The following is a 24025-nucleotide window of genomic DNA, read 5'->3' on the forward strand; positions in this document are numbered from 1 at the left end:
GGTAGCAGGCATGAGCGACGAATGGAAAGCGCCAAGCAAGGCGGGCGCTGAAGAGAGTGATGACAAGAGCTGGAAGCTACTGGAAAAGACGCTCCTGGCCGGTGTCCAGGAGCAGCGTCGTGCGCGGCGCTGGGGGATCTTCTTCAAGCTGCTGACCTTTGTGTATCTGTTTGTGGCGTTGGCTTTGTTCACGCCGCTGATGACCATGGAAAAGAACGCGGCTCGTGGCGGCAGCTACACCGCGGTGATCGATGTCACGGGTGTGATTGCTGATAAGGAGTCGGCCAGTGCGGACAATATCGTCGGCAGTCTGCGTACCGCCTTCGATGATCCCAAGGTCAAGGGTATTGTTCTGCGCATCAACAGCCCTGGCGGCAGCCCGGTGCAGTCTGGCTACGTCTATGACGAGATTCGTCGTCTGCGGGCTTTGCACAAGGACACCAAGGTCTATGCGGTGATCTCTGACCTGGGGGCTTCTGGTGCTTACTACATCGCCAGTGCTGCCGATGAGATCTATGCCGACAAGGCGAGTCTGGTGGGCTCCATCGGCGTTACGGCGGCCGGGTACGGGTTTGTCGGCGCCATGGAGAAGTTGGGGGTCGAGCGTCGTACCTACACTTCCGGCGAGCACAAGTCGTTCCTCGATCCGTTCCAGCCGCAGAAACCTGATGAAACTCAGTTCTGGCAGGGCGTGCTGGACACCACTCACCGTCAGTTCATAGCCAGCGTCAAGCAGGGGCGTGGCGAGCGCCTCAAGGATAAAGAGCATCCTGAGTTGTTCTCGGGGTTGGTCTGGTCCGGTGAGCAGGCGTTGCAACTGGGCTTGATCGACGGCCTGGGTAATACCAGCTCGGTGGCGCGGGACGTGATTGGTGAAAAAGAGCTGGTGGACTTCACTGTCCAGGAGTCGCCACTCGATCGCTTCTCGAAGAAGCTGGGCGCCAGCGTGGCTGAACAGATCGCTATGTGGATGGGCTTTCAGGGGCCGGCATTGCGCTGATTGTGCGGCGCTGAACAAACCAAGCCGGCCAGAGTGCCGGCTTTTTAGTGTCTGGTCAGGGGATGGCCACGCCTTCGGCTAGCAGCATGTCCACCAGGCGGATCAATGGCAGGCCTACCAGGCTGGTGGCGTCGCTGCCGGTGGTGCTCTGGAACAGGCTGACTCCCAGGCCTTCGGCCTTGAAGCTGCCGGCGCAGTCGAAGGGTTGCTCGGCGTGCAGGTAGCGCTCGATGCGTTGCTGGTCGAGGGTGCGCATATGCACGGTGAAGGGGACGCAGTCGACCTGACAGTGGCCTGTCCGGCTGTTGAGCAGGGCCAGGCCGGTGAGGAAGGTCACGCTGGCGCCACTGGCGTCCAGCAGTTGCTGGCGTGCCTTGTCGAAGGTATGGGGTTTGCCGATGATGCGTTCCCCCAGTACCGCTACCTGGTCCGAGCCGATGATCAGGTGATCCGGGTGGGTGGCTGCAAGGGCGCGAGCCTTTTCTTCCGCCAGGCGTTTCACCAGTGCCATGGCGGGCTCCCCTGGTCGGTGGCTTTCGTCGATATCGGGAGAGCTGCAGGTAAAGGGCAGTTGCAGGCGGGACAGCAATTCCCGGCGATAGACCGAGCTCGAGGCGAGTAATAAAGGCAGCATGCGCATCTCCTGGGATGGGGCGGGAATTCTAGCGGGGCTGGCAAGTGACGGACAGGGCTGAATTTCCTTTGACATGGCTGGGGGCATCCCTATAATGCTGCGCCTATGTTGAATGACCCGATTCCACCTCACGTTGACCCGCGCAAATTGGCTGACCGTGGCACCACCCTTCAAGGTGAACTGCTGCTGGCCGATTTGGAGAGACTCTGCGACCCGCTTTCCGACAATGTCGGTACGGTGCAGGCTAAATTCGTTTTCGAGCGTGACGAGCGTAAAGCTGTAGTTATCCACAGCTCCATCGACGTCGAAGTCAAAATGGTTTGCCAGCGTTGTCTTGAGCTGGTCACCCTGCCGATCCACAGCGAGTGCAGTTACGCCGTGGTGAAGGAGGGTGCGAATACCCAGTCGTTGCCGAAAGGTTATGACGTGCTGGAACTGGGCGAAGATCCTTTGGATCTGCAGGCGTTGATCGAGGAGGAGCTTTTGCTTGCCTTGCCCATCGTGCCTGCTCATCATCCGGAAGAATGCCAGCAGCCGGCGGGGCTCGATGAGCCCGAACCGAGCGAGGACGAGGTAACGCGGTCCAACCCGTTCAGTGTATTGGCGCAGTTAAAGCGTGACCCAAACGTTTAGGAGTTAATCAATTATGGCTGTTCAGCAGAACAAAAAATCCCGCTCTGCCCGTGACATGCGTCGCTCCCACGATGCTCTCGAGGCAAGCACTCTGTCCGTAGAAAAGACCACCGGTGAAGTTCACCTGCGTCACCACGTATCGCCAGAAGGCGTATACCGTGGTCGTAAAGTGATCGACAAGGGCGCTGACGAGTAATCCTTGTCCGCTCAAGTCATCGCGATTGACGCAATGGGCGGGGACTTCGGTCCCCGCAGCATTGTTCAGGCCAGTATTGCTTGCCTGTCTGCTACCCCCTCGCTGCATCTGACCCTGGTGGGTCAACCCTCCCTACTTGAAGATCTGCTTTCCGGCCATTCGGCTGTGGATCGCGCGCGCCTGACAATCGCTCCTGCCAGTGAAGTGATCACCATGGACGAGAAGCCTGCCCAGGCTCTGCGCGGTAAGCCCGATTCTTCGATGCGGGTGGCGCTTGAGCTGTTGCGGGATGAAAAGGTCCAGGCCTGCGTCAGTGCCGGCAATACCGGGGCGCTGATGGCGTTGTCGCGCTACGTGCTCAAAACCCTGCCTGGCATCGACCGTCCGGCGATGGTGGCGGCGATTCCCACTCAGCGTGGCTATTGCCAGTTGCTGGACCTGGGGGCCAACGTCGATTGCAGTGCCGAGCACCTGTTGCAATTCGCAATCATGGGTTCGGTTGCAGCGCAATGCCTGGGCATAGTGCGGCCAAGAGTGGCCTTGCTGAACATCGGCACCGAAGACATCAAGGGCAACCAGCAGGTCAAGCTGGCGGCGAGCCTGCTTCAGCAGGCGCGGGGTCTGAACTACATAGGCTTCGTCGAGGGTGACGGACTGTATCGCGGCGAGGCAGATGTGGTGGTGTGCGACGGTTTTGTCGGCAACATCCTGCTCAAGTCCAGCGAGGGGCTGGCCACCATGATCGCTGCCCGTATCGAGGCATTGTTCAGGCGGAATCTGCTGTCCCGGGCTGTCGGTGCGCTGGCCTTGCCGCTCATGCGGCGATTGCAGGCGGACCTGGCGCCGGCTCGGCACAATGGGGCGAGCTTTCTCGGGTTGCAGGGAATAGTGGTGAAAAGCCACGGTTCTGCGGGTGTTCAGGGGTTTCAGAGTGCAATTCAGCGCGCGCTGATCGAAATCCAGGAAGACTTGCCGCGACGCCTGCACGGGCGCCTTGAAGATCTGTTGCTTTAGGCGTTTATCCTGTGGAGTGCTTAAATGTGACCGCTCAGTTCAATTGGCCATCCAACTGTCAGTTTCTTGCGTCCACTGCGGTGTGACGTCAATTCTCCGACGACAAGATCATTAGGGGCTTGTTACATGTCTGCATCCCTCGCATTCGTCTTTCCAGGACAGGGCTCGCAGTCCCTCGGCATGTTGGCCGAGTTGGGCGCGCAGTACCCACTGATCCTCGACACATTCAAGGAAGCCTCCGATGCTCTGGGCTACGACCTCTGGGCTCTGACCCGGCAAGGTCCCGAAGAGCTGCTCAATCAAACCGACAAGACTCAACCGGCCATCCTCACCGCCTCCATCGCCCTGTGGCGCGTCTGGTTGGCCGAGGGTGGCGCGCGTCCGGCCTTCGTTGCGGGTCACAGCCTGGGTGAATACAGCGCCCTGGTAGCGGCTGGCAGCCTGACTCTGGCTGAGGCGGTCAAGCTGGTCGAGCGTCGTGGTCAGCTGATGCAGGAAGCTGTGCCGGCAGGTCAAGGCGGCATGGCGGCGATTCTTGGTCTGGATGACGCCGATGTCGTGGCGGCCTGCGCGGAAGCGGCGCAAGGTGAAGTGGTCAGCGCGGTGAACTACAACTCCCCGGGCCAGGTGGTCATTGCCGGTGCCAAGGCGGCGGTGGATCGTGCCATCGAGGGCTGCAAGGCCCGCGGTGCCAAGCGTGCCATGCCGCTGCCGGTCAGCGTGCCGTCCCATTGCGAGCTGATGCGCCCTGCGGCTGAACGTTTTGCCGAGTCGATCGCGGCGATCAACTGGCAGGCGCCGCAGATTCCTCTGGTACAGAATGTCAGCGCCGCCGTAGCGGCCGATCTCGATACTCTCAAGCGCGATCTGCTGGAGCAGCTGTACAAGCCTGTGCGCTGGGTCGAGTCGGTGCAGACCCTGGCAGCCCAAGGCGCCACCCAGCTGGTGGAATGCGGTCCGGGCAAGGTCCTGGCCGGTCTCAACAAGCGCTGCGCCGAAGGCGTGTCGACCTCTAACCTGAATACCCCAGATGCCTTCGCTGCCGCCCGTGCAGCGTTGGCCTGAACTAGGAGAAGCTTGCATGAGTCTGCAAGGTAAAGTTGCACTGGTGACCGGCGCCAGCCGTGGTATCGGCCAGGCCATCGCGCTTGAGCTGGGTCGTATGGGCGCTATCGTGGTGGGCACAGCCACTTCCGCCTCCGGTGCCGAGCGCATCGCCGCTACCCTCAAGGAAAACGGCATTCAGGGCACCGGCCTTGAACTCAATGTCACCAGCGACGAGTCCGTGGCTGCAGTGCTGGCCAGCATCACTGAGCAGTTCGGTGCGCCGGCGATTCTGGTGAACAACGCCGGCATCACCCGCGACAACTTGATGATGCGCATGAAAGATGACGAGTGGTACGACGTGGTCGATACCAACCTGAACAGCTTGTACCGCCTGTCCAAGGGCGTTCTGCGCGGCATGACCAAGGCTCGTTGGGGTCGAATTATCAGTATTGGCTCGGTTGTGGGTGCCATGGGCAACGCCGGCCAAGTAAACTACGCAGCCGCCAAAGCCGGTCTGGAAGGTTTCAGCCGTGCCCTGGCGCGTGAAGTGGGTTCGCGGTCGATCACTGTGAACTCGGTTGCTCCAGGTTTTATCGACACCGATATGACCCGTGAGCTGCCGGAAGCACAGCGTGAAGCCCTGCTGACGCAAATTCCGCTGGGTCGTCTGGGTCAGGCTCAAGAGATCGCGCAAGTGGTCGCTTTTCTGGCATCCGACGGTGCGGCATACGTTACTGGGGCTACAATCCCGGTCAATGGCGGGATGTATATGTGAGTCAAATGTGACGGATTGCTTCAAAAAAATGTCATACGAGCTGTCTAAAATCCGTTATAAAGCTGCAATCAATTTATAGGCAGATGGCCAAAGGGTTTGAGGGACGAAGCTTTCAGTTGAAAAGCTGAAAAGCCTTTCTATACACTTACCCACTGGCCAGCTGCCTGAATTTGTCCATTAGGAGTGAAAACAAGGTATGAGCACCATCGAAGAGCGCGTCAAGAAAATCGTTGCTGAGCAACTGGGCGTTAAAGAAGAAGAAGTTGTGAACACCGCTTCCTTCGTTGAAGACCTGGGTGCCGACTCCCTTGACACCGTTGAGCTGGTGATGGCTCTGGAAGAGGAATTCGAGACCGAAATCCCTGACGAAGAAGCTGAAAAGATCACTACCGTTCAAGCAGCTATCGACTACGTTACCAGCCACCAGGCTTAATCGTTTTTAGTCGTCTTTTGCTGTCATGGAAAAACCGCACTGCCGTTACGGCGTGCGGTTTTTTCTTTAGGCCTGATACAAAGTGTCGTCATTAGAAAAAGGAGAGTGCTGTGTCGCGTAGACGCGTCGTAGTCACCGGTATGGGTATGTTGTCGCCACTGGGTACGGATGTGCCGAGTAGTTGGCAGGGCATTCTGGCTGGCCAAAGTGGCATTGGTCTGATCGAACACACCGACCTTTCTGCCTATTCCACCCGTTTTGGCGGCTCGGTAAAGGGCTTCAATGTCGAGGAGTACCTGTCGGCCAAAGAGGCTCGCAAACTCGACCTGTTCATTCAGTACGGTCTGGCGGCCGGATTTCAGGCGGTGCGCAACGCCGGTCTGGAAGTCACCGATGCCAACCGTGAACGCATCGGCGTGGCCATGGGCTCGGGTATTGGCGGTTTGACCAATATCGAGGAAACCAGCCGCACCCTGCACGATTCCGGCCCGCGCCGGATTTCTCCGTTCTTCGTGCCGGGCTCGATCATCAACATGATTTCCGGTTTCCTGTCCATCCACCTGGGTGTCCAGGGGCCGAACTACGCCATTTCCACGGCGTGCACCACCGGCACCCACTGCATCGGCATGGCCGCGCGCAACATTGCCTACGGTGAAGCCGACGTGATGATTGCCGGCGGTGCCGAGATGGCCGCCTGTGGCCTGGGCATGGGCGGCTTCGGCGCGTCCCGTGCGCTGTCGACCCGTAATGACGAACCGACCCGTGCCAGCCGTCCCTGGGACAAGGGGCGTGATGGCTTCGTGTTGTCCGACGGTGCCGGCGCCCTGGTGCTCGAAGAGCTGGAGCACGCCAAGGCTCGTGGCGCCACCATCTACGCCGAGCTGATCGGTTTCGGCATGAGTGGCGACGCCTATCACATGACTTCGCCTCCTGCCGACGGCGCCGGTGCCGCTCGCTGCATCGCCAATGCCTTGCGCGACGCCAAGCTCAATGTCGATCAGGTGCAGTACATCAACGCTCATGGTACTTCGACCCCTGCCGGCGACCTGGCAGAAGCCGAAGCGATCAAGACCGTGTTTGGCGAGCACGCCTACAAGCTCGCAGTCAGCTCCACCAAGTCCATGACCGGTCACCTGCTGGGTGCCGCCGGGGCGATCGAGGCGATCTTCAGCGTGCTGGCCATCAACAGCCAGGTCGCGCCGCCCACCATCAACCTGGATGAGCCGGATGAGGGCTGCGACCTCGATTTCGTGCCGCACACTGCGCGCAGCATGGACATTGATGTGGTGCTGTCCAACTCCTTCGGTTTTGGTGGCACCAACGGCTCCCTGGTGTTCCGCCGGTTCTCCGAGTGATGCACTGCTGGGTCGACGGTCGGCCGGCTGACGCCGTGTCGCTCAAGGACCGCGGCCTGGCCTATGGCGATGGTCTGTTCGAGACCATCGCTGTCAGATCCGGGCAGCCGCAACTGTTGGAGCGGCACTTGCAGCGCCTGGCCGAAGGTTGTCGACGTCTGGCGTTGAATGCCGATCAGGCACTGATTCGCCACGAAGTGCTGGCCTATGCGGCGGCCTTGGGGGAGGGCGTGCTCAAGCTGATCCTGACCCGCGGCGACAGTCTGCGGGGCTATGCCGCCGATCCGGCAGCCACGGCGCGACGCATTCTCCAGGGCGCTGCCTTGCCGGCCTATGCCCCGGCCAATGCCGAGCAGGGCATTGTGCTGTTTCCCTGTGCCACGCGCTTATCCGAGCAGCCGTTGCTGGCGGGCCTCAAGCATCTCAACCGGCTGGAACAGGTGCTGGCTCGCGCCGAATGGCGTGATGCCGAGCATGCCGAAGGCTTGATGCTCGATGGCGCCGGGCGAGTGATCGAAGCGGTGTTCAGCAATCTGTTCCTGGTCAGCCAGGGGCGTTTGCTGACCGCCGACCTGAGCCGGTGCGGGGTGGCCGGGGTGATGCGCGCGGAAATTCTGTTTCAGGCCGCGTCACTGGGAGTTTCCGTGGAGGTCACGGACATAAGCCTCGATCAGTTGCAGCAGGCGGACGAAGTCTTCGTCTGCAATAGCGTCTATGGCATCTGGCCGGTGCGTGCCTGTGCCGGGATGCGCTGGTCGGCGGGACCGCTCACCCGTAAACTGCAGGGCATTACCCGCGCACTACTGGATGCTTGATTCGTGAGACGTAAATTACTGCTCCTGCTGGAAACCGGACTGGTCCTGGCAGGGCTGCTGCTGGGCGCGAGTGCCTGGAAACTGCATTCGGCCCTGGAACAACCGCTGAACCTCTCCCAGGAGCAGTTGCTGGATGTTCCCGCCGGTTCGACGCCCACCGGCACCTTCAATCGTCTGCAAGCCGATGGCGTGATCCGGGATGGGTTCTGGTTGCGTCTGTACTGGCGCTTCAATCTTCAGGGCCAGCCTCTGCACAGTGGTGAGTACCGCATGACGCCGGGCATGACCGCCGAGGGCCTGATCGGTCTCTGGCAACGCGGCGAGGTGGTGCAGTACAGCCTGACCCTGGTGGAAGGCTGGAACTTCCGCCAGGTGCGCAATGCCTTGGCCAAGAGCGACAAGCTGCAGCAGACCCTGGCTGGCCTCAGCGACACTCAGGTGATGGAAAAGCTCGGCCACGGCGGGGTGTTTCCCGAAGGGCGTTTCTTCCCCGATACCTATCGTTTTGTAAAGGGCATGACCGACGCCGAGCTTCTGGAAAAAGCCTACGACCGCCTGGACGATGTGCTGGCAAAAGAGTGGAGCAAGCGGGCTGATGATGCGCCTTACAGCGATCCCTATCAGGCACTGATCATGGCGTCGCTGGTGGAAAAGGAAACCGGCGTGCCCCAGGAACGTGGACAGATCGCCGGGGTTTTTGTGCGGCGCATGCAGATCGGCATGCTGCTGCAGACCGACCCGACGGTGATCTATGGCCTGGGCGAGCGCTACACCGGCAAGCTGACCCGGGCTCATCTCAAGGAAGCCACGCCCTACAACACTTACGTGATTGCCGGGCTGCCGCCGACGCCGATTGCCATGGTCGGGCGCGAGGCGATTCACGCCGCCCTCAATCCGGTGCCGGGCAAGAGCCTGTATTTTGTTGCCCGGGGCGATGGCAGCCATGTGTTCTCCGATGACCTGGATGCCCATAACAGTGCGGTGCGCGAGTTCCAGCTCAAGCGTCGCGCCGACTACCGCTCCAGTCCGGCGCCGCTGGCCGCCCCGGCCACGCCCGAGGCCGAGAGCCCGGCGCCTGCCGTCACCCCGAGCCCGGACAGCGCATCGCCAGCGCCCGCCGAGGCTCCCGCTGCGGTGGAACCTGCGCCCGCGCCGAAAAGCCCGCAATGACTTTGATTAAGGACTGCCTGTGACTGGCTTGTTTATTACCCTGGAAGGCCCGGAAGGGGCCGGTAAAAGCACCAACCGCGAGTACCTCGCCGAGCGCCTGCGCGCCGCGGGTATCGAGGTGGTGCTGACCCGTGAGCCCGGCGGCACGCCCTTGGCCGAGCGGATTCGCGAAGTGCTGCTGACGCCGGGTGAGGAAGTCATGAATGCCGACACCGAGTTGCTGTTGGTGTTTGCCGCCCGTGCCCAGCATCTGGCCACAGTGATTCGCCCGGCACTGGCTCGCGGCGCGGTGGTCTTGTGTGACCGTTTCACCGATTCGACCTACGCCTATCAGGGGGCCGGTCGTGGCCTTAGCCTTGAGCGCATCGAGGCCCTGGAACGTTTCGTCCAGGGCGAGCTGCGCCCGGACCTGACCCTGGTTTTCGACTTGCCGGTGGATGTCGGCCTGGCCCGGGCCAGTGCCCGCGGTCGGCTGGATCGCTTCGAACAGGAAGGTCAGGCGTTTTTCCAGAAGGTGCGCCAGGCGTACCTGACACGCGCCGCCGCCGCTCCTCAGCGTTATTGCCTGGTGGATGCGGCGCAGCCCCTGGCCCGGGTCCAGCAGTCCCTGGACGCCTTGCTCCCGCAATTGCTGGAGCGCGCCCGTGGCTGAAGTCTTTCCCTGGCAGGACGGCCTCTGGCAGCAGTTGGCCGGGCGCACGCAACATGCCCACGCCTATCTGCTGCACGGCCCGGCGGGCATTGGCAAGCGAGCCCTGGCAGAACGCCTGATGGCGCGTCTGCTGTGCCAGCGTCCGAACGGGCTGGATGCCTGTGGCCAGTGCAAGTCCTGCCTGTTGCTCCAGGCCGGTAGTCATCCGGACAACTACGTGCTGGAGCCCGAAGAAGCGGACAAGGCGATCAAGGTCGACCAGGTGCGCGAGTTGGTGAGCTTCGTGGTGCAGACCGCGCAGCTGGGGGGGCGCAAGGTGGTGCTGATCGAGCCGGTGGAGTCGATGAATATCAATGCCTCCAACGCCTTGCTGAAAAGCCTTGAGGAGCCTTCCGGGGATACCGTGCTGCTCTTGGTGAGTCATCAGCCGAGCCGCTTGCTGCCGACCATCAAGAGTCGCTGTGTCCAGCAGGCGTGTCCCTTGCCCAGCGCGGCGATGAGCCAGCAATGGCTGGCCGGGGCCCTGCCCGAATGTTCCGATGAGGAGCGGCTGGAGCTATTGACCCTGGCCGCCGGATCACCGCTGGCCGCTGTCGGCTTGCAGGCCCAGGGGGTTCGCGAGCAGCGGGCGCTGGTGGTGGACGGGGTGAAGAAACTGCTCAAGCAGCAGCAATCGCCGACCCAGCTGGCCGAGGCCTGGAACGCCATCCCGCTGTTGCTGTTGTTCGACTGGTTCTGTGACTGGTCGAACCTGGTCCTGCGTTACCAGCTGACCCAGGACGAGGACGGCCTGGGCCTGCCGGACATGCGCAAGGTGTTGCAGTACCTGGCGCAGAAGTCCGGCCAGGACAAGGTGCTGGCGATCCAGGACTGGATCCTGGCCCAGCGACAGAAGGTCCTGAGCAAGGCCAACCTCAACCGCGTGTTGCTGTTGGAGGCACTGTTGGTGCAATGGGCGGCGTTGCCGTCCCGGCACTGAGCGGCCTGCTCCTGAATCAGGCTGGTATCCGGTCGGACGACAACGCCCGGCCCTTTCATTGATCGGATGTAGTTGTAGGCTCCCATGCTCGTAGATTCCCATTGCCACCTTGATCGTCTCGACCTTGCCGCCCATGACGGTTCCCTGGATGCGGCACTGGCCGCTGCCCGCCAGCGCGGTGTCGGGCACTTCCTGTGCATTGGCGTCAGTGCCGACAACGCCGCGGACGTCAAGGCCCTGGCCGAGCGTTACGACGATGTCGATTGCTCGGTAGGGGTGCACCCGCTGGACGTGCAGCCCGGCGCGGCGCCGGCCCTGGACTGGCTGCTGGAGGAGCTGAACCACCCGCGGGTGGTGGCCATTGGCGAAACCGGTCTGGACTATCACTACGAACCGGAAGCGGCCGAGCTGCAGCAGGAGTCTTTCCGTCTGCATCTGCAGGCCGCGCAGCAGACCGGCAAACCGGTGGTGGTGCACACCCGCGGTGCCCGTGCCGACACCCTGGCGCTGCTGCGGGAAGCCGCATTGCCCAATGCCGGCGTGCTGCATTGCTTCACCGAAGACTGGGACATGGCCAAGGCGGCTCTGGACCTGGGGTTCTATATCTCTCTGTCGGGCATCGTCACTTTCCGCAATGCCGATGCCTTGCGCGATGTGGCTCGCCAGGTGCCTGCCGATCGGCTGCTGGTGGAAACCGACTCGCCGTACCTGGCGCCTATCCCTTATCGCGGCAAGCCCAACCTGCCGCAGTACGTGCGCGAAGTGGCGGAGTTCCTGGCGATGCTGCGCGGCGAGGCCTATGAGGCCTTTGCCGAACAGACCACGGCCAACTTCAAGCGCCTGTTTCCCCTGGCTCGGGTCAAGAGCGGGGCTTGATCCGGTGGTGGAAAGCTTGAATTTCAGGCAAAAAAAACCCGGGTTCTGGGGGGGGAATCCGGGTTAAGACCATTAGGAGTAAAACTAAGGCACGCGGTCCATCGGTACCTAAATCGGCGTTTCACTTGGGGGAGATGTCCCGCCGACAGTTGAAGTATTGATCACTATTGCATTCAGTCCAGTTGCCCCTGCTTGGTTTTTAAACAAATTTGGAATACGCGCGCTTCGCTTGAGTTCTCATTTTTTCGAGGTTCGCCGCATTTTTTCCTGTAATTCCGCTCTTTTTCACTGTTTTTGGCGCAATGCGGCGTAAAACAACGATTGTTGCCGCGCTTTTTGCACACAAGCTGTTGCAGTTCAGTCCTCCACTCAGCCTGATCCTGATCAATGGCATCGGCATTTTCAGAATGTTCGTCCGTTCCCGATGTCTTTTTCGGTGCTTTTCAGGGTTTTTTCTAATCTCCATTAAGCAACGAAGCTGATGAGCAATGACGTCATTGCGACTCGTGAATGTATTTTCGTCGAGTAGGGGGCGTGGGCGGGTGTCGGGACCCTGTTATGGAAAAGCTCTAGACTTTGCGGTCTGATCCGAGGCTCGAAGGCCCAGGATGTTTGCTATGTGAACCGCGCGCCGACCCCGTATTCACGGGATTTTCCTGGTTTCGGCGACCCATTCAGGGGATGGCGTCAGGTGGGCTTTTCCGCCAGAAACAGCTGCAACGAAGGATGATCCGTGCATTTTGGCGCAAGTTAGGCATAATACGCGGCTTCGATTTTGACCCCGAACAGACCTTTTCTTATGCAGAAAGAACCTCGTAAGGTCCGTGAGTTTCGTCGCCGCGAGCAAGAAATTCTCGATACCGCGCTCAAGCTGTTCCTCGAACAAGGTGAAGACAGTGTCACCGTCGAGATGATTGCGGATGCCGTGGGTATCGGCAAAGGGACCATCTACAAGCATTTCAAGTCCAAGGCGGAGATCTACCTGCGCCTGATGCTCGACTATGAGCGTGACCTGAACGAGCTGCTGCACTCGGCCGATGTCGACAAGGACAAGGAAGCCCTGTCCAGGGCCTACTTCGAATTTCGCATGCGCGACCCGCAGCGCTACCGGTTGTTCGACCGCCTGGAAGAGAAGGTGGTCAAGGGCAATCAGGTGCCGGAAATGGTCGAGGAACTGCACAAGATCCGCGCCTCCAACTTCGAGCGCCTGACCTTGCTGATCAAGGGCCGTATCAGCGAAGGCAAGCTCGAAGACGTACCGCCTTACTTCCACTACTGTGCCTCTTGGGCGCTGGTGCATGGCGCGGTGGCGCTGTACCACTCGCCGTTCTGGAGCAATGTGCTCGAGGACCAGGAGGGCTTCTTCCAGTTCCTGATGGACATCGGCGTGCGCATGGGCAACAAGCGCAAGCGCGACCCCGACACCTCGAACAGCTAAGGCATTCAGCCGCTGTATTGCGCCATCGACCATCTGTATGGCGCAGTGTCCGAGGAATATACTCAGGCATGGGACTTGCCAGAACCTGATTTTTGAGTCAGGTTTTGGCCGGTTCTCCCTTCCTACGCCGGAGTCATCCATGATCGTTGATCGTCAAGGCAGGCGCTTTCGCAATTTGCGGATCAGTCTGACGTCCGCCTGCAATTACGCCTGTACCTACTGCGTGCCCAACGGCAAGCGGCTGGTGGCTGCCCAGGATGAGTTGTCGGCCGAGGCAATGGCTCGGGGCGTGGCGTATCTGATTGAAGCGGCCGGTATTGAACGGCTGCGCATCACCGGCGGTGAGCCGCTGGTCAGTCCCAAGCTGGAAACCTTCATGGCCGCGGTCGGACGCATGGGGCTGGAAGACATCAGCCTGACCACCAACGGCCAGTTGCTGGCACGCAAGCTGCCATTGCTGGTGGACGCGGGGATCCGCCGGATCAATGTTTCTCTCGACACCCTGGATGCCGCGGCTTTTCGCAGCATTGCCCGGGGTGGCGACCTGGCCAGCGTGCTCGATGGCATGCAGCAAGCACGCGCGGCCGGGCTGAAGATCAAGGTCAACATGGTGCCGTTGCGCGGGCAGAACCTGAATCAGGTCATGCCCCTGCTCGACTACTGCCTGGAGCGAGGCTATGAGCTGCGTTTCATCGAGCTGATGCGCATGGGGCACCTGGCCAGCGATGGCAATGCCTTCCTGCAGCAGTTTGTCAGCCTGCAACAGTTGCTGGAGATGATCGGCGAGCACTACGAGTACCTCCAGGCCGACGCGCCGCTGGATGCGACCGCCGTGCGCTACGAGATTCCCGGGCGCGGTCATTTCGGGGTGATTGCCAACGAAAGCGTGCCGTTCTGCCGGACCTGCTCGCGCCTGCGCCTGTCCTCGACCGGTTGGCTGCACGGCTGCCTGTCGTCAAGCAATCGCCACTATGTTGGCGACCTGCTGGACAAGCCGCGCCATCAAGCCTTGCCGGCGCTCCAGCGCCTGCTGGTCAAGGCCCTGGGCGACAAGCAGGACCTGGCCTTTTCCGGTGGCGCCACGGTGATGAAAATCATCGGCGGCTAGTTTGGCCGACGCTGGAATGTCCTCCATTTGCCTAGCTGGCGCGGAAGCTGCATCCCGTGGCCATTCGCCGGTTTTCCGTCACCGGTTTTTGGAGGGTAGGATGCGTAGCCTGGTTTTGCTGCTGGCCTTTTTGGCACTCGGCGGCTGCATGAATGTCAGTGATATGGGCGAGGGGGTGCGCTATCACCTGAGCGATGCGGGGATGCTCGATCACAGCGATACCCGTCGTACCAGTTCATTCCGCATTCAGCCGGATTCGTTCATTTTCATCGCCCAAGGGCACTTTGTACCGCCGGGCGGTGCTTACCCGCGACCCAACGTAGTGGCCGAAGAGGCCTTCAACGGCTTTGTCGAGTATTTCCCCATGGTGCGCCGGGCCAAAGCTCCCGAAGGCTTGAACGAAGCCATGGCCGAAGCCCGGGAAGCGGGCGCCCACTATTTGCTCTACGCTCGTTTCGCCAAGGCCGACGACCGTATCGGCAACTCCGATGAGTGGCTGGACCAGGAGGCGGTGGATCGCCTGGGCGTCGATACCAGCACCATCCAGATCATGCTGATCGAAACCAGTACCCAGTACCTGATCGATACGACCCGTATTCGCAGTCGTGGCGGATTACTGACGTTCCACGACAACAAGCCCCAGGACCTGCTGGGCCCGCCGTTGCAGCAATATGCCCGCGGTTTGCTGGGCCTGAGCGACTGATTGAACGAGGAGAGCGACATGAGTGGTCCAGGCAAGGCCAACGACCTGTTGGCGCAGATTCCCAAGGCCGAGAAGGGCCTGCCGCCGGTCCACCTGTGGAATCCCGATTTCTGTGGCGATATCGACATGCGTATCGCCCGCGACGGCACCTGGTACTACCTGGGCTCGCCCATCGGTCGCAAGCCGATGGTCAAGCTGTTCTCCACCATCATCCGCCGCGATGGTGACGATTACTTCCTCATTACCCCGGTGGAGAAGGTGGGTATCAAGGTCGACGATGCTCCTTTCGTCGCCGTGACCCTGGAGGTCGAAGGGCAGGGTGAAGGGCAACTGTTGCGCTTTACCAGCAATGTCGACGAGCAGGTGGTTGCTAGCCTCGAGCATCCGCTGCGGGTGGTGATCGACCCGCTGACCCAGGAGCCTGCGCCTTATGTTCTGGTTCGAAACAACCTTGAGGCGCTGATCCATCGCAATGTCTTCTACCAGTTGGTGGAGCTGGCACAGACGCGTGTTCTGGATGGCCAGCGCTGGCTGGGAGTGTGGAGTGATGGGGTGTTCTTCCCCATTGGCCTGGAGCCCTAAAGACATTTCAATTTCGATTTCGAGATATTTCTTGATCTTGATCCCGGGTTTCATGTATCAACCCGCACATGCCTAAACATGTTCGATTCGATAAGAAAACAAGAGTGGTCGACGAGCTGATCCGGCGCATTGAAAGCGGTCTGCTGGAAGACGGCTTCCAACTGCCGGGAGAGCACCAGTTGGCCGGGGAGTTCGGTGTCAGTCGTGGCACCTTGCGTGAAGCCCTGGCCGAGCTCAAGCGTCGCAACTACATCGCCACGCAGAGCGGGGTGGGGTCCATCGTCACCTTCGACGGCGTGGCCCTGGACCAGCATCATGGCTGGGCCCAGGCCCTGGCCGAGAGCGGCGCCCTGGTCAACACCGAGGTACTGCGCCTGGAGGCCGTGCGCCGACCGGAGCTCAAGCACCGCCTGGGCACCGACCAGTTCATAGCCCTGGATCGCCGCCGGCGCAGCACCGACGGCAGGGTGCTGTCCCTCGAACGTTCCCTGATCCCGGCCTCCGGCGAGCTGGAAGGCTTGCCCCGGGTCGGCCTGATCGATGATTCCCTGACCATTACCCTGGCCGCCTACGGCTATATCGGCGAGCGCGGCGATCAGTGGATCGGCGCCGAGCCCCTGAACGCCGAAGACGCCGAGCTGCTCGGGCGGGCGCCGGGAGATGTGTTTCTCAAGGCCCTGCGCACCACCTATGATCGCCAGGGGCGTTTCATGGAGCAGGTCGAGAGCCTGCTCGATCCACAGCATTTCCGCATGCACCTGCAATTCGGAGAGTCGCGTTGAGCCCGCTTCAGCGGGCACTTGGCGCCTTCTATGGCCTGGCCCTGGGCGATGCCCTGGGCATGCCCACCCAATCCTTGAGTCATGAACAGATCCACCAGCGTTTCGGCGTGATCCGCACCCTGGAAGACGCGGGGCCCGAGCAGCCGATTGCTGCCAACCTGCCCGCAGGGACCATCACCGACGACACCGAACAGGCGATCCTGGTGGGGCGCCTGCTGGTTCAGGGCCAAGGCCGGATCGATCCGGCGGCCCTGGCCCGGAGCCTGATCCAGTGGGAGGCGGCGATGCAGGCCAAGGGTTCCCAGGACCTGCTCGGCCCGTCCACCAAGCGCGCCATTGAAATGATCCTCGCCGGTGAGTCGGTGGAGGAGGCCGGACGCTATGGCGCCACCAATGGCGCCGCCATGCGCATCACGCCGGTGGGCATCGCCGCCGATGTCGCCGGCACTCAAGGCTTTGTCCAGGCGGTGGTCGAGGCCTGCCAGGTCACGCATAACACCAACCTGGGAATCGCCAGCGCGGCAGCGGTGGCGGCGGTGGTGTCCGCCGGCATCAATGGCGCCGCGTTGATCGAGGCCCTGCCCCTGGGGGCGCAGATTGCCCGCCAGGCACAGGCTCATGGCCATTGGGTGGCCGGGGCCACTATCGCGGCGCGCCTGGAGTGGGCCGGCACCTTGAGGATTGAAGGCGACAAGCAGGCCTTTGCTCGAATGCTGTATGAACTGATCGGTACCTCGGTGGCCTCCCAAGAGTCGGTGGTGGTCAGTTTCGCCCTGGCCCGGCAGGTCGCCCTGGGGCACCTTGAGGCCTTCGAGGCACTGTGCATGGCCGCCGGTCTTGGCGGCGACACCGACACCATCGCGGCGATTCTCGGCGCCATGCTGGGCGCCTGCCTGGGCTTGCAGGCCTGGCCCGCGGAGTTGATCCATCAGGTGCAACAGGTCAATGAACTGGACCTGCTGCCTCTGGTAGAAGCGTTGCTGGCGCTGCGTTAAGTCGTCGCGCCCAGTGCCGAGCCCCAGGCTCGCTACACCTTTCGGCCGTACTGCCGATCGCTAGGGAAAGCTGGAACACGGCCAGGAATGCCGGACTGTTCTGTGACTTCCGAAATTGCCAGACACCCCAATAACGGCAACAGGAGTTTCATTCATGAGTTCATCGACGGTCGGCTCAGGCGCCGGGCAACTGGAAACCCGCGGCATCGAACCGGTACCCGAGGCGGAGTGCAACGGTCATCCGTTGCAGCTGTTCTGGGTCTGGTTCGCGGCCAATATCAGTATTCTCGGCTTGCCCCTCGGGGCGACGCTGGTGGCGTTTCGTGGCCTGTCGATCTGGCAGGTGCTGTTGGTGGCGATCCTCGGTTCAGTGGGTTCGTTCGCCGTGGTCGGCCTGATCTCGGTGGCCGGCCGACGCGGTCGGGCCCCCAGCCTGACCCTGTCCCGGGCGATCTTCGGCGTGCGTGGCAACATCGGTCCGACCCTGGTGTCGATGCTTTCGCGGGTCGGCTGGGAAACGGTGAACACCACCACCGCAGCCTTTGTCCTGCTGTCGCTGAGTTCGATCCTGTTCCAGACCCCGGCTTCGGCCAAGGACGCGCCACTGCTGACCCTGCTGTTCATTGGCATCTTCGTACTGATGACCCTGAGCGTCTCCGGCCTGGGCCACGCCACCTTGCTGGTGATCCAGAAGTGGGCCACCTACGGTTTTGGCGCGTTGAACGTACTGGTGGGCGGTTTCCTCTGCGCCACCATCGACTGGACGGCGGTGTTCAATGCGGCACCGGCCCCCATGAGCGCGATGATCATCGGGGTCGGCACCATGGCGGCCGGCACCGGGATCGGCTGGGCCAGCTCCGGGGCCGACATGTCGCGCTACCAGCATCGCTCGGTGACGGCAGGACGCCTGGTGGCCTCGGCGGCGTTCGGTGCCGGTATCCCGCTGGTGCTGCTGATCACCCTGGGCGGCCTGCTGTCGGTGGGCAACGATCACCTGGCTTCGGCGGTGGACCCGATCATCGCGATCCGCGACATGCTGCCCACCTGGATGGCCGTGCCTTACCTGATCGCGGCCTTTGGCGGCTTGCTGCTGTCCAACAACCTGTCGGTGTATTCCGCCGGTCTCACCGCGCTGACCCTGGGCCTCAAGGTCAAGCGGGTCTACGCGGTGCTGGTGGATATCGTGGCGATCTTCCTCGGCTCGATCTACTTCATGCTGATTGCCGACAGCTTCTACGGGCCCTTTATCAGCTTCATTTCCCTGCTGGCGGTGCCGATCACTGCCTGGGTGGGGATCTTCGTGGTGGACCTGATCCATCGCCATTACTACAGCGCCGATGATTTGTTGAATGTCGGGCCCAGCAGTGCCTACTGGTATCAGGGCGGGATCGAGTGGCGGGCTTTCGGCGCCTGGGTGCTGGCGATCATTCTGGGCTTCTGTTTCACCAGCATCGGCACCACCGCTGAGGACGTCTGGTTCACCGGGCCGCTGGCCGATTCCTGGCTGGGGCATAACGGCCTGGGCTGGATCGTCACCTTCCTGGTGGCCGGCGGTGGGTACGCTCTGCTGGGCGGAGCCCGCGATCGGCGTGGGGCCTTTGTCGAGAATGCCAATGCCTAGGTTGCTCCATAGCGGCCAGGTGATCGTCGACCTGGTGATGGCCGTGGACCGCCTGCCGCCTGCCGGTGGTGATGTCTTGGCCCAGTCAGCGAGCTTCGAGGCCGGCGGCGGCTTCAATGTCATGGCCGCGGCTGCGCGCAATGGCTTGCCGGTACTCTACCTGGGGCGCCACGGCCAGGGGCGCTTTGGCGACCTGGCCCGAGCAGCGATGCAGGCGGAAGGCATTGGCCTGAGTCTGCCGTCCAGCCCGGGTGCCGATACCGGTGTGTGTGTGGCCCTGACCGATGCCTCGGCCGAGCGCACCTTCATCTCCCATATCGGCGCCGAGGGTGAGCTTTCGGCCCAGGACCTGGCGCAGGTCAGGGTCCAGGCGGATGACTATCTGTATGTCAGCGGCTACAGCCTGCTGCAGGCGAGCAAGGCCCAGGCCCTGATCGACTGGCTGCTGGCATTGCCGCGCTCGGTGCCCGTGATGTTCGATCCGGGCCCGCTGGTGGACTCGCCCGACTCCCCCCTGATGGCGGCCCTGTTGCCGCGGATCGATATCTGGAGCAGCAACCGCGCCGAAGCCTTGGGCTTTACCGCCAGTTCGAGTATCGAACTGGCCTTGCAGCGGCTTGGTGCGTGGCTGTCACCCACGGCCTTGCTGGTGCTACGCGACGGCGCTCGGGGCTGTTGGGTAGGCGCCCAGGGGCAACAGGCGCAGGTTGACGGATTCAAGGTCCAGGCGCTGGACAGCAACGGGGCCGGCGACGCTCATGCCGGAGTCTTTGTCGCGGGGCTGGCGGCGGGGCTTGAGCCACTGGTGGCCGCCCGTCGAGCCAATGCCGCAGCGGCCATTGCCGTGACCCGCCGTGGTCCGGCCACCGCGCCGGGCCGTGCAGAAGTGGACGCGTTGCTGCAGGCCCGGGAATCTCGCTAAGTGCCCGGCGCAGGCCGGACATCGGCTTGCGCGATGCCTCGAACAGCGCCAGGTGCAATGAACCCCGGCCCAGCCTTACTGGCTGCTACCTTCGGAGCCGGAGCCGCCGCTGGTGGTTTTCGAGGCGGTGCCGGTCTTGCCGTTGTCCGGGGTGGCCTGTTGAGCGCCCGCGCCGCCTTGGCGGCCATTGTCGTTGCCCTGGGTGCGCGGGTCGGTGCCGGTGGCCGGTGGCAGCGAACCTTCGTCCATGGGGGCCGGGTTGATGTTGATCTTGGGTGTGTTCTTGGGCGCGGGGGATGTCGGCCCGTCCACGGGATTGTCCGGCCCGGTGGCGCCGGCCAGTGCACAGGTGGACAGCAGTCCGGCCAGGGTCAGTACAGCCAGTTGAAGCTTGATCATGGTGTCGCCTCCATTCGTCAGAGTCGTTACCTGATATTGGTCTGTGCTGCCTGGCGGTTGGTGCCTGACGGCCGACGAACGGTGTCAGGCCCCGTGGGCCATCTGGGGTGCCTGCAAGCGGCGCCACCCCAGGCGCGCGAGGCTGATCAGCCAGTTCAGCACGGCAATGGCCAACACGCTGAACAGCAGCGCCTGGATACCGGCCTCGACGATGATCCTGCCGGCCAGCCAGGGAAAGCCGAACACCCCGATGAAGTAGGACAGGCTGAACAGCAACAGGGATTGTGACGTGTTGCCGTTCGGCGCTTCGTTGGCCGCCAGACCATTGATCACCGAATAGGTCAGGCCATAGCCGACACCCAGGACGGCGGCGGCCAACAGGTAGCTGGCGCTGCCGTTCACGGCGAACAGCAACAGCAGGATCGATATCACCATCAGTCCCGAGAGCAGGCAGGCGGCGCGGTAGGGATCGTGCCTGACCACGATGCCGGCCAGCAGCAGGCGGCTGGCGATGGCCGCACTCATGAAACCGAGGAAGAACAGCGAGTAATCCACGCCTCGGGAGGGGCCGTAGCTGGTCTGGAAACTCGACAGTCCACCAAAGACACAGCCCCCCAGGCCCACCATGAGAATGGGGAACAGTGCCTTGGACGAGAGCACGCGGGCCGCGCCGTTGCAGCTGATTTTCGCCGCTGAGGCGCCCAGGTGATTGGTCTGTCGAAGCAGCTTGGCGCCCAGTTTCCAGAAGATCAGCACCCCCATCAGGCTGGCTGCTGCCGCCAGCCAGAAGGCACTGGTCAACGGGTAGTCGAGGGCGCTGGCCAAGCGGCCCAGGAGCGGGCCGGAGCCAATGCCGCTCAGCATGCTGCCCGACAGCAGGGCGAAATAGCGCGCCCTTTGTGCGGGCTGCACCAGCGTCGCCACGATGATCGGCCCCAGGGTGTAGAACACCCCCCAGCCCAGGCCCAGGGTCAGGCCGAACCACAGCAGGCTGTGGCCGAGCCCCGGCGTCAGGGCAAACCCCAGGCTGGCCACCACCAGGAGACAGCCGAACAGCGCCACCGAGCGGGCGGCGCCGAGCCAGTCCGAGAGGTGGCCGGAGCCGATCACGGCGACAAAGGTGCTGAGCATCGCGGCTGCGATCACGCGGCCGGCGTCGTGCTCATTGCCGCCACGGCTGCTGATCAGCAGGGACAGGAGAAAGGTCGAGCCGTAAGACAGAGACAGCAGATAGCTGCCCAGGCACAACAGCCCGAACAAGGGGCCTGGCACCTCGGATTGCGGCTTGGCCTGCGTGGACATGAAAGCGCCTCGTCATGCTGGAAGTCATGCCGGGCTTTCTAACATGGCGCCGCCGCCGGTTGGTTGTGTTCCTGGTGGTCTCAGGGTTAGCCGCCAGCGGAGTAAGCCCGCCGGCTCACTCGCCGATTTCCTCCAGCAACTCCTGTCGGAAGCGTTGCAGGCGCTCTTGCCGGATCCGCGCCAGTCGGGTGCCGCAGGACGTCTGGAAACCTTCGGCCAAATGCAGCAGCTTGGTCTGGAAGTGATCCAGGGTGAAGCGTGAGTCATCGAGTTCGCGCTGCCGGGCCGTGGGGTCGGCGGGGTCGTAGAGGGCCAGGCCCAGACGGCCGGAGACGTAGAAGGTCCGCGCCACGCCCAGGGCGCCCAGGGCATCGAGGCGATCGGCGTCCTGAAGGATCCTGGCTTCCAGGGTGGCAGGGGTGAGGGCGGCGGAAAAACTGTGGGCGGCGATGGCGTGGGCTACCGCTTCGCGCTCGGCGTCGCTCCAGCCCAGCCCGGCGAGAATGCCGCGGGCCTTGTCCGCCGACAGACGTGATGCCTGGGCGCGCAACGGCGAGTTTTTTTCCACGCTCACGCAATCGTGGAGCAGGGTGGCGGCCAGCAGCACCCGGAGGTTGCCGCCTTCTTCGTCGACTATGCGTCGCACGTTGTGCCAGACCCGTTGCAGGTGGGACAGGTCGTGGGAGCCGTCCTTGGTCGGTTCGAGGGCGTGGGGCAGCAAGGTTTCTGCCAGGGCGTGCAGGGGGGCAAAGTGCATTCGGCGGTCCAGGATATGCGGTTCGGTGTGCTGCATGATCGGTGATTGGCCGATTCCCATAAATGCCCGTGCAAGTCTTTCGACTGTCGTTCTAATATGGCCGCCTGATTCCGCCATGAGAACCGTCGATGTCCGTCGAAATCCGTCCCGCACTGCCCAGTGATGCCCCACAGATTCTTACCTTTATCACCGAGCTCGCCGACTACGAGCGAGCACGTCATGAGGTGATCGCCAGTGTCGCCGACATCGAGCGCAGCCTGTTCAGCGAGGGCGCCACGGCCCACGGCCTGATTTGCCTGCGCAACGGACAGCCGATCGGTTTCGCGGTGTTTTTCTTCAGCTATTCCACCTGGCTGGGCAGCAACTGCCTGTACCTGGAGGATCTCTACATCACTCCGGAACAGCGGGGCGGCGGGGCGGGCAAGCAACTGCTGCGGCACCTGGCGCAGATCGCCTGTGACAACGATTGCGGACGCTTCGAATGGAGCGTGCTGGAGTGGAACGAACCGGCGATCCAGTTCTACAAGTCCCTGGGCGCCCAGCCTCAGGAAGAGTGGGTCAAGTACCGCATGGACGGTGAGGTGCTGCGCGCCTTTGCCCGCGGCTGATCACCGCCGCTGTTCGCCGACGCCGGCTTGGGCGGGAGCCGGCTTGCCGGCCAAGGCCGCTCCATGGAGCGCCTGCCACCGCCAAGCCGGGTCTGCATGACGCGGGGATTCAGCCCTTCAGGCTCGCCATGTCGATCACGAAACGGTATTTCACATCGCCCTTGATCATGCGCTCAAAGGCTTCATTGATCTGGCGGATGTCGAGCATTTCGATGTCGCAGGTGATGCCGTGCTCGGCGCAGAAGTCCAGCACCTCCTGGGTTTCGGCGATGCCGCCGATCAGTGAGCCGGCCAGCACCCGACGGCTCATCACCAGTTTGCCGGCGTGCAACGCCGGGTCCACCGGCTCGATCAGGCCCACCAGAATGTGCACGCCATCAAAGCGCAGGGTATCGAGGTAGGGGTTGAGGTCGTGGGGCACCGGAATGGTGTCCAGCAGAAAGTCGAAATGCCCGGCCACCGACTGCATCTGCGCCGCGTCGGTGGACACGATCACGTGATCGGCGCCCTGGCGTCGCGCTTCTTCGGCCTTGCTCGCCGAGCGGGTGAACAGGGTCACTTCGGCGCCCAGGGCCTTGGCGAACTTGATGCCCATGTGGCCCAGGCCGCCCATGCCGAGGATTCCCACCTTGTCGCCGGGCTTGACCCCGTAGTGCTTGAGCGGCGAGTAGGTGGTGATGCCGGCGCAGAGAATCGGCGCGGCGCTGGCCAGGTCGAGTTTCTCCGGGATGCGCACGACAAAGTGCTCGCTGACCACGATGCTGTCGGAGTAGCCGCCCATGGTGTTGCTGCCGTCGATCCGGTCCGGGGTGGCGTAGGTCATGGTCGGACCTTCCAGACAGTACTGTTCCAGGTCCGCGGCGCAGGCCTCGCAGTGGCGGCAGGAATCCACCATGCAGCCGACGCCCACCAGGTCGCCGACCTTGTGCTTGCTGACGTTGGCGCCGACCGCGGTGACCTTGCCGACGATCTCGTGGCCCGGCATCAGCGGGTACACGGCGATGCCCCATTCGTTGCGGGCCTGGTGGATGTCGGAGTGGCAGACGCCGCAGTAGAGGATCTGGATGGCGACGTCGTCCGGGCGCGGGCTGCGGCGCTGGAAACTCATGGGGGCGAGGGGAGTGGTGGCCGACTGGGCGGCATAACCGATGGCGGTGTACATGATGGACCTCGCGAAAACGCTGACGATTGAGGCGGGGCATTCTCGGCGTCGGGCCTGCGGCCAACCA

Annotated in this window: 27 protein-coding genes; 22 read left to right on the forward strand and 5 right to left on the reverse strand. The window is 62.6% G+C overall.

Annotated features, from left to right (window positions below; all coding sequences use genetic code 11):
- Positions 1–10 precede the first annotated feature (10 nt).
- A complete protein-coding gene (gene sppA, locus POS17_RS08945; RefSeq protein ID WP_060838237.1) occupies positions 11–1000 on the forward strand; it encodes a signal peptide peptidase SppA in 990 nt (329 codons plus the stop codon).
- A gap of 55 nt (positions 1001–1055) precedes the next feature.
- Here the strand turns inward: sppA and POS17_RS08950 are convergent, their stop codons facing one another.
- A complete protein-coding gene (locus POS17_RS08950; protein ID WP_060838238.1) occupies positions 1056–1634 on the reverse strand; it encodes a Maf family protein in 579 nt (192 codons plus the stop codon).
- Positions 1635–1739: 105 nt separating this feature from the next.
- Between POS17_RS08950 and POS17_RS08955 the strand changes: the two genes are divergently transcribed.
- The 20 genes from POS17_RS08955 to POS17_RS09045 all read left to right on the forward strand — a co-directional run bounded on the left by POS17_RS08955 (position 1740) and on the right by POS17_RS09045 (position 19730).
- On the forward strand, positions 1740–2267 hold the full coding sequence (locus POS17_RS08955; RefSeq protein WP_009047832.1) for a YceD family protein: 528 nt from the start codon (positions 1740–1742) through the stop codon (positions 2265–2267).
- Positions 2268–2280: 13 nt separating this feature from the next.
- Positions 2281–2463 carry a 50S ribosomal protein L32 gene (gene rpmF, locus POS17_RS30770; protein ID WP_003179396.1) on the forward strand — a complete coding sequence of 61 codons (183 nt, stop codon included), beginning with the start codon at positions 2281–2283 and terminating at the stop codon, positions 2461–2463.
- Positions 2464–2466: 3 nt separating this feature from the next.
- Positions 2467–3477, forward strand: coding sequence for a phosphate acyltransferase PlsX (gene plsX, locus POS17_RS08960; protein WP_082729196.1), 1011 nt, complete (start codon positions 2467–2469; stop codon positions 3475–3477).
- 126 nt (positions 3478–3603) lie between these two features.
- Complete coding sequence (gene fabD / locus POS17_RS08965) at positions 3604–4542, forward strand: ACP S-malonyltransferase (protein ID WP_060838240.1); 939 nt, start codon at positions 3604–3606, stop codon at positions 4540–4542.
- 16 nt (positions 4543–4558) lie between these two features.
- The gene (fabG, locus tag POS17_RS08970) at positions 4559–5299 is read left to right on the forward strand and encodes a 3-oxoacyl-ACP reductase FabG (RefSeq protein ID WP_047284730.1); all 741 of its coding nucleotides are present in this window, start codon (positions 4559–4561) and stop codon (positions 5297–5299) included.
- 196 nt (positions 5300–5495) lie between these two features.
- Entirely contained in the window at positions 5496–5732 is a 237-nt protein-coding gene (gene acpP / locus POS17_RS08975; protein WP_003175607.1) for an acyl carrier protein, read from the forward strand.
- Positions 5733–5842: 110 nt separating this feature from the next.
- Complete coding sequence (gene fabF, locus POS17_RS08980; RefSeq protein ID WP_060838241.1) at positions 5843–7087, forward strand: beta-ketoacyl-ACP synthase II; 1245 nt, start codon at positions 5843–5845, stop codon at positions 7085–7087.
- Positions 7087–7902, forward strand: a complete 816-nt coding sequence (gene pabC, locus POS17_RS08985; RefSeq protein ID WP_060838242.1) for an aminodeoxychorismate lyase — start codon at positions 7087–7089, stop codon at positions 7900–7902. The genes fabF and pabC overlap by 1 nt, the downstream gene beginning before the upstream one ends.
- Positions 7903–7905: 3 nt before the next feature.
- Positions 7906–9072, forward strand: coding sequence for an endolytic transglycosylase MltG (gene mltG / locus POS17_RS08990; RefSeq protein ID WP_060838243.1), 1167 nt, complete (start codon positions 7906–7908; stop codon positions 9070–9072).
- 19 nt (positions 9073–9091) lie between these two features.
- A complete protein-coding gene (gene tmk / locus POS17_RS08995) occupies positions 9092–9724 on the forward strand; it encodes a dTMP kinase (RefSeq protein WP_016968275.1) in 633 nt (210 codons plus the stop codon).
- Positions 9717–10703: a DNA polymerase III subunit delta' gene (locus POS17_RS09000; protein ID WP_060838244.1), complete on the forward strand. Its 987-nt coding sequence runs from the start codon at positions 9717–9719 to the stop codon at positions 10701–10703. The genes tmk and POS17_RS09000 overlap by 8 nt, the downstream gene beginning before the upstream one ends.
- 84 nt (positions 10704–10787) lie before the next feature.
- Positions 10788–11579 carry a TatD family hydrolase gene (locus POS17_RS09005; RefSeq protein ID WP_060838245.1) on the forward strand — a complete coding sequence of 264 codons (792 nt, stop codon included), beginning with the start codon at positions 10788–10790 and terminating at the stop codon, positions 11577–11579.
- Between the two features lie 799 nt (positions 11580–12378).
- A complete protein-coding gene (locus tag POS17_RS09010) occupies positions 12379–13017 on the forward strand; it encodes a TetR/AcrR family transcriptional regulator (RefSeq protein WP_011060125.1) in 639 nt (212 codons plus the stop codon).
- Between the two features lie 139 nt (positions 13018–13156).
- Positions 13157–14125, forward strand: a complete 969-nt coding sequence (locus POS17_RS09015) for a GTP 3',8-cyclase MoaA (RefSeq protein WP_060838246.1) — start codon at positions 13157–13159, stop codon at positions 14123–14125.
- Between the two features lie 100 nt (positions 14126–14225).
- The gene (locus tag POS17_RS09020; RefSeq protein ID WP_060838247.1) at positions 14226–14828 is read left to right on the forward strand and encodes a DUF4823 domain-containing protein; all 603 of its coding nucleotides are present in this window, start codon (positions 14226–14228) and stop codon (positions 14826–14828) included.
- An 18-nt stretch (positions 14829–14846) separates the two neighbouring features.
- Positions 14847–15410 (forward strand): DUF1285 domain-containing protein, encoded by a 564-nt coding sequence (locus tag POS17_RS09025; RefSeq protein ID WP_060838248.1) that lies wholly within the window; start codon positions 14847–14849, stop codon positions 15408–15410.
- 68 nt (positions 15411–15478) lie between these two features.
- Positions 15479–16192, forward strand: coding sequence for a GntR family transcriptional regulator (locus POS17_RS09030; RefSeq protein WP_047302846.1), 714 nt, complete (start codon positions 15479–15481; stop codon positions 16190–16192).
- Positions 16189–17187, forward strand: coding sequence for an ADP-ribosylglycohydrolase family protein (locus POS17_RS09035; RefSeq protein ID WP_060838249.1), 999 nt, complete (start codon positions 16189–16191; stop codon positions 17185–17187). The genes POS17_RS09030 and POS17_RS09035 overlap by 4 nt, the downstream gene beginning before the upstream one ends.
- Before the next feature lie 154 nt (positions 17188–17341).
- On the forward strand, positions 17342–18808 hold the full coding sequence (locus POS17_RS09040; RefSeq protein WP_060838250.1) for a purine-cytosine permease family protein: 1467 nt from the start codon (positions 17342–17344) through the stop codon (positions 18806–18808).
- On the forward strand, positions 18801–19730 hold the full coding sequence (locus POS17_RS09045; RefSeq protein ID WP_060838251.1) for a PfkB family carbohydrate kinase: 930 nt from the start codon (positions 18801–18803) through the stop codon (positions 19728–19730). Before POS17_RS09040 ends, POS17_RS09045 begins: the two co-directional genes overlap by 8 nt.
- A 75-nt stretch (positions 19731–19805) precedes the next feature.
- Here the strand turns inward: POS17_RS09045 and POS17_RS09050 are convergent, their stop codons facing one another.
- The 3 genes from POS17_RS09050 to POS17_RS09060 form a co-directional block, all read right to left on the reverse strand.
- Positions 19806–20129 carry a hypothetical protein gene (locus POS17_RS09050; protein WP_060838252.1) on the reverse strand — a complete coding sequence of 108 codons (324 nt, stop codon included), beginning with the start codon at positions 20127–20129 and terminating at the stop codon, positions 19806–19808.
- 84 nt (positions 20130–20213) lie between these two features.
- Positions 20214–21431 carry an MFS transporter gene (locus tag POS17_RS09055; protein WP_060838253.1) on the reverse strand — a complete coding sequence of 406 codons (1218 nt, stop codon included), beginning with the start codon at positions 21429–21431 and terminating at the stop codon, positions 20214–20216.
- 115 nt (positions 21432–21546) lie between these two features.
- Positions 21547–22188: an HD domain-containing protein gene (locus POS17_RS09060; protein ID WP_060841903.1), complete on the reverse strand. Its 642-nt coding sequence runs from the start codon at positions 22186–22188 to the stop codon at positions 21547–21549.
- Positions 22189–22316: 128 nt separating this feature from the next.
- Between POS17_RS09060 and POS17_RS09065 the strand changes: the two genes are divergently transcribed.
- The gene (locus POS17_RS09065) at positions 22317–22796 is read left to right on the forward strand and encodes a GNAT family N-acetyltransferase (RefSeq protein WP_060838254.1); all 480 of its coding nucleotides are present in this window, start codon (positions 22317–22319) and stop codon (positions 22794–22796) included.
- Between the two features lie 109 nt (positions 22797–22905).
- Here POS17_RS09065 and POS17_RS09070 read toward each other — a convergent pair whose 3' ends face one another.
- Complete coding sequence (locus POS17_RS09070; RefSeq protein ID WP_060838255.1) at positions 22906–23958, reverse strand: NAD(P)-dependent alcohol dehydrogenase; 1053 nt, start codon at positions 23956–23958, stop codon at positions 22906–22908.
- Between the last annotated feature and the right edge of the window lie 67 nt (positions 23959–24025).

Origin of the sequence: Pseudomonas sp. Os17, from assembly GCF_001547895.1 — a bacterium.
Classification (GTDB): Bacteria; Pseudomonadota; Gammaproteobacteria; order Pseudomonadales; family Pseudomonadaceae; genus Aquipseudomonas.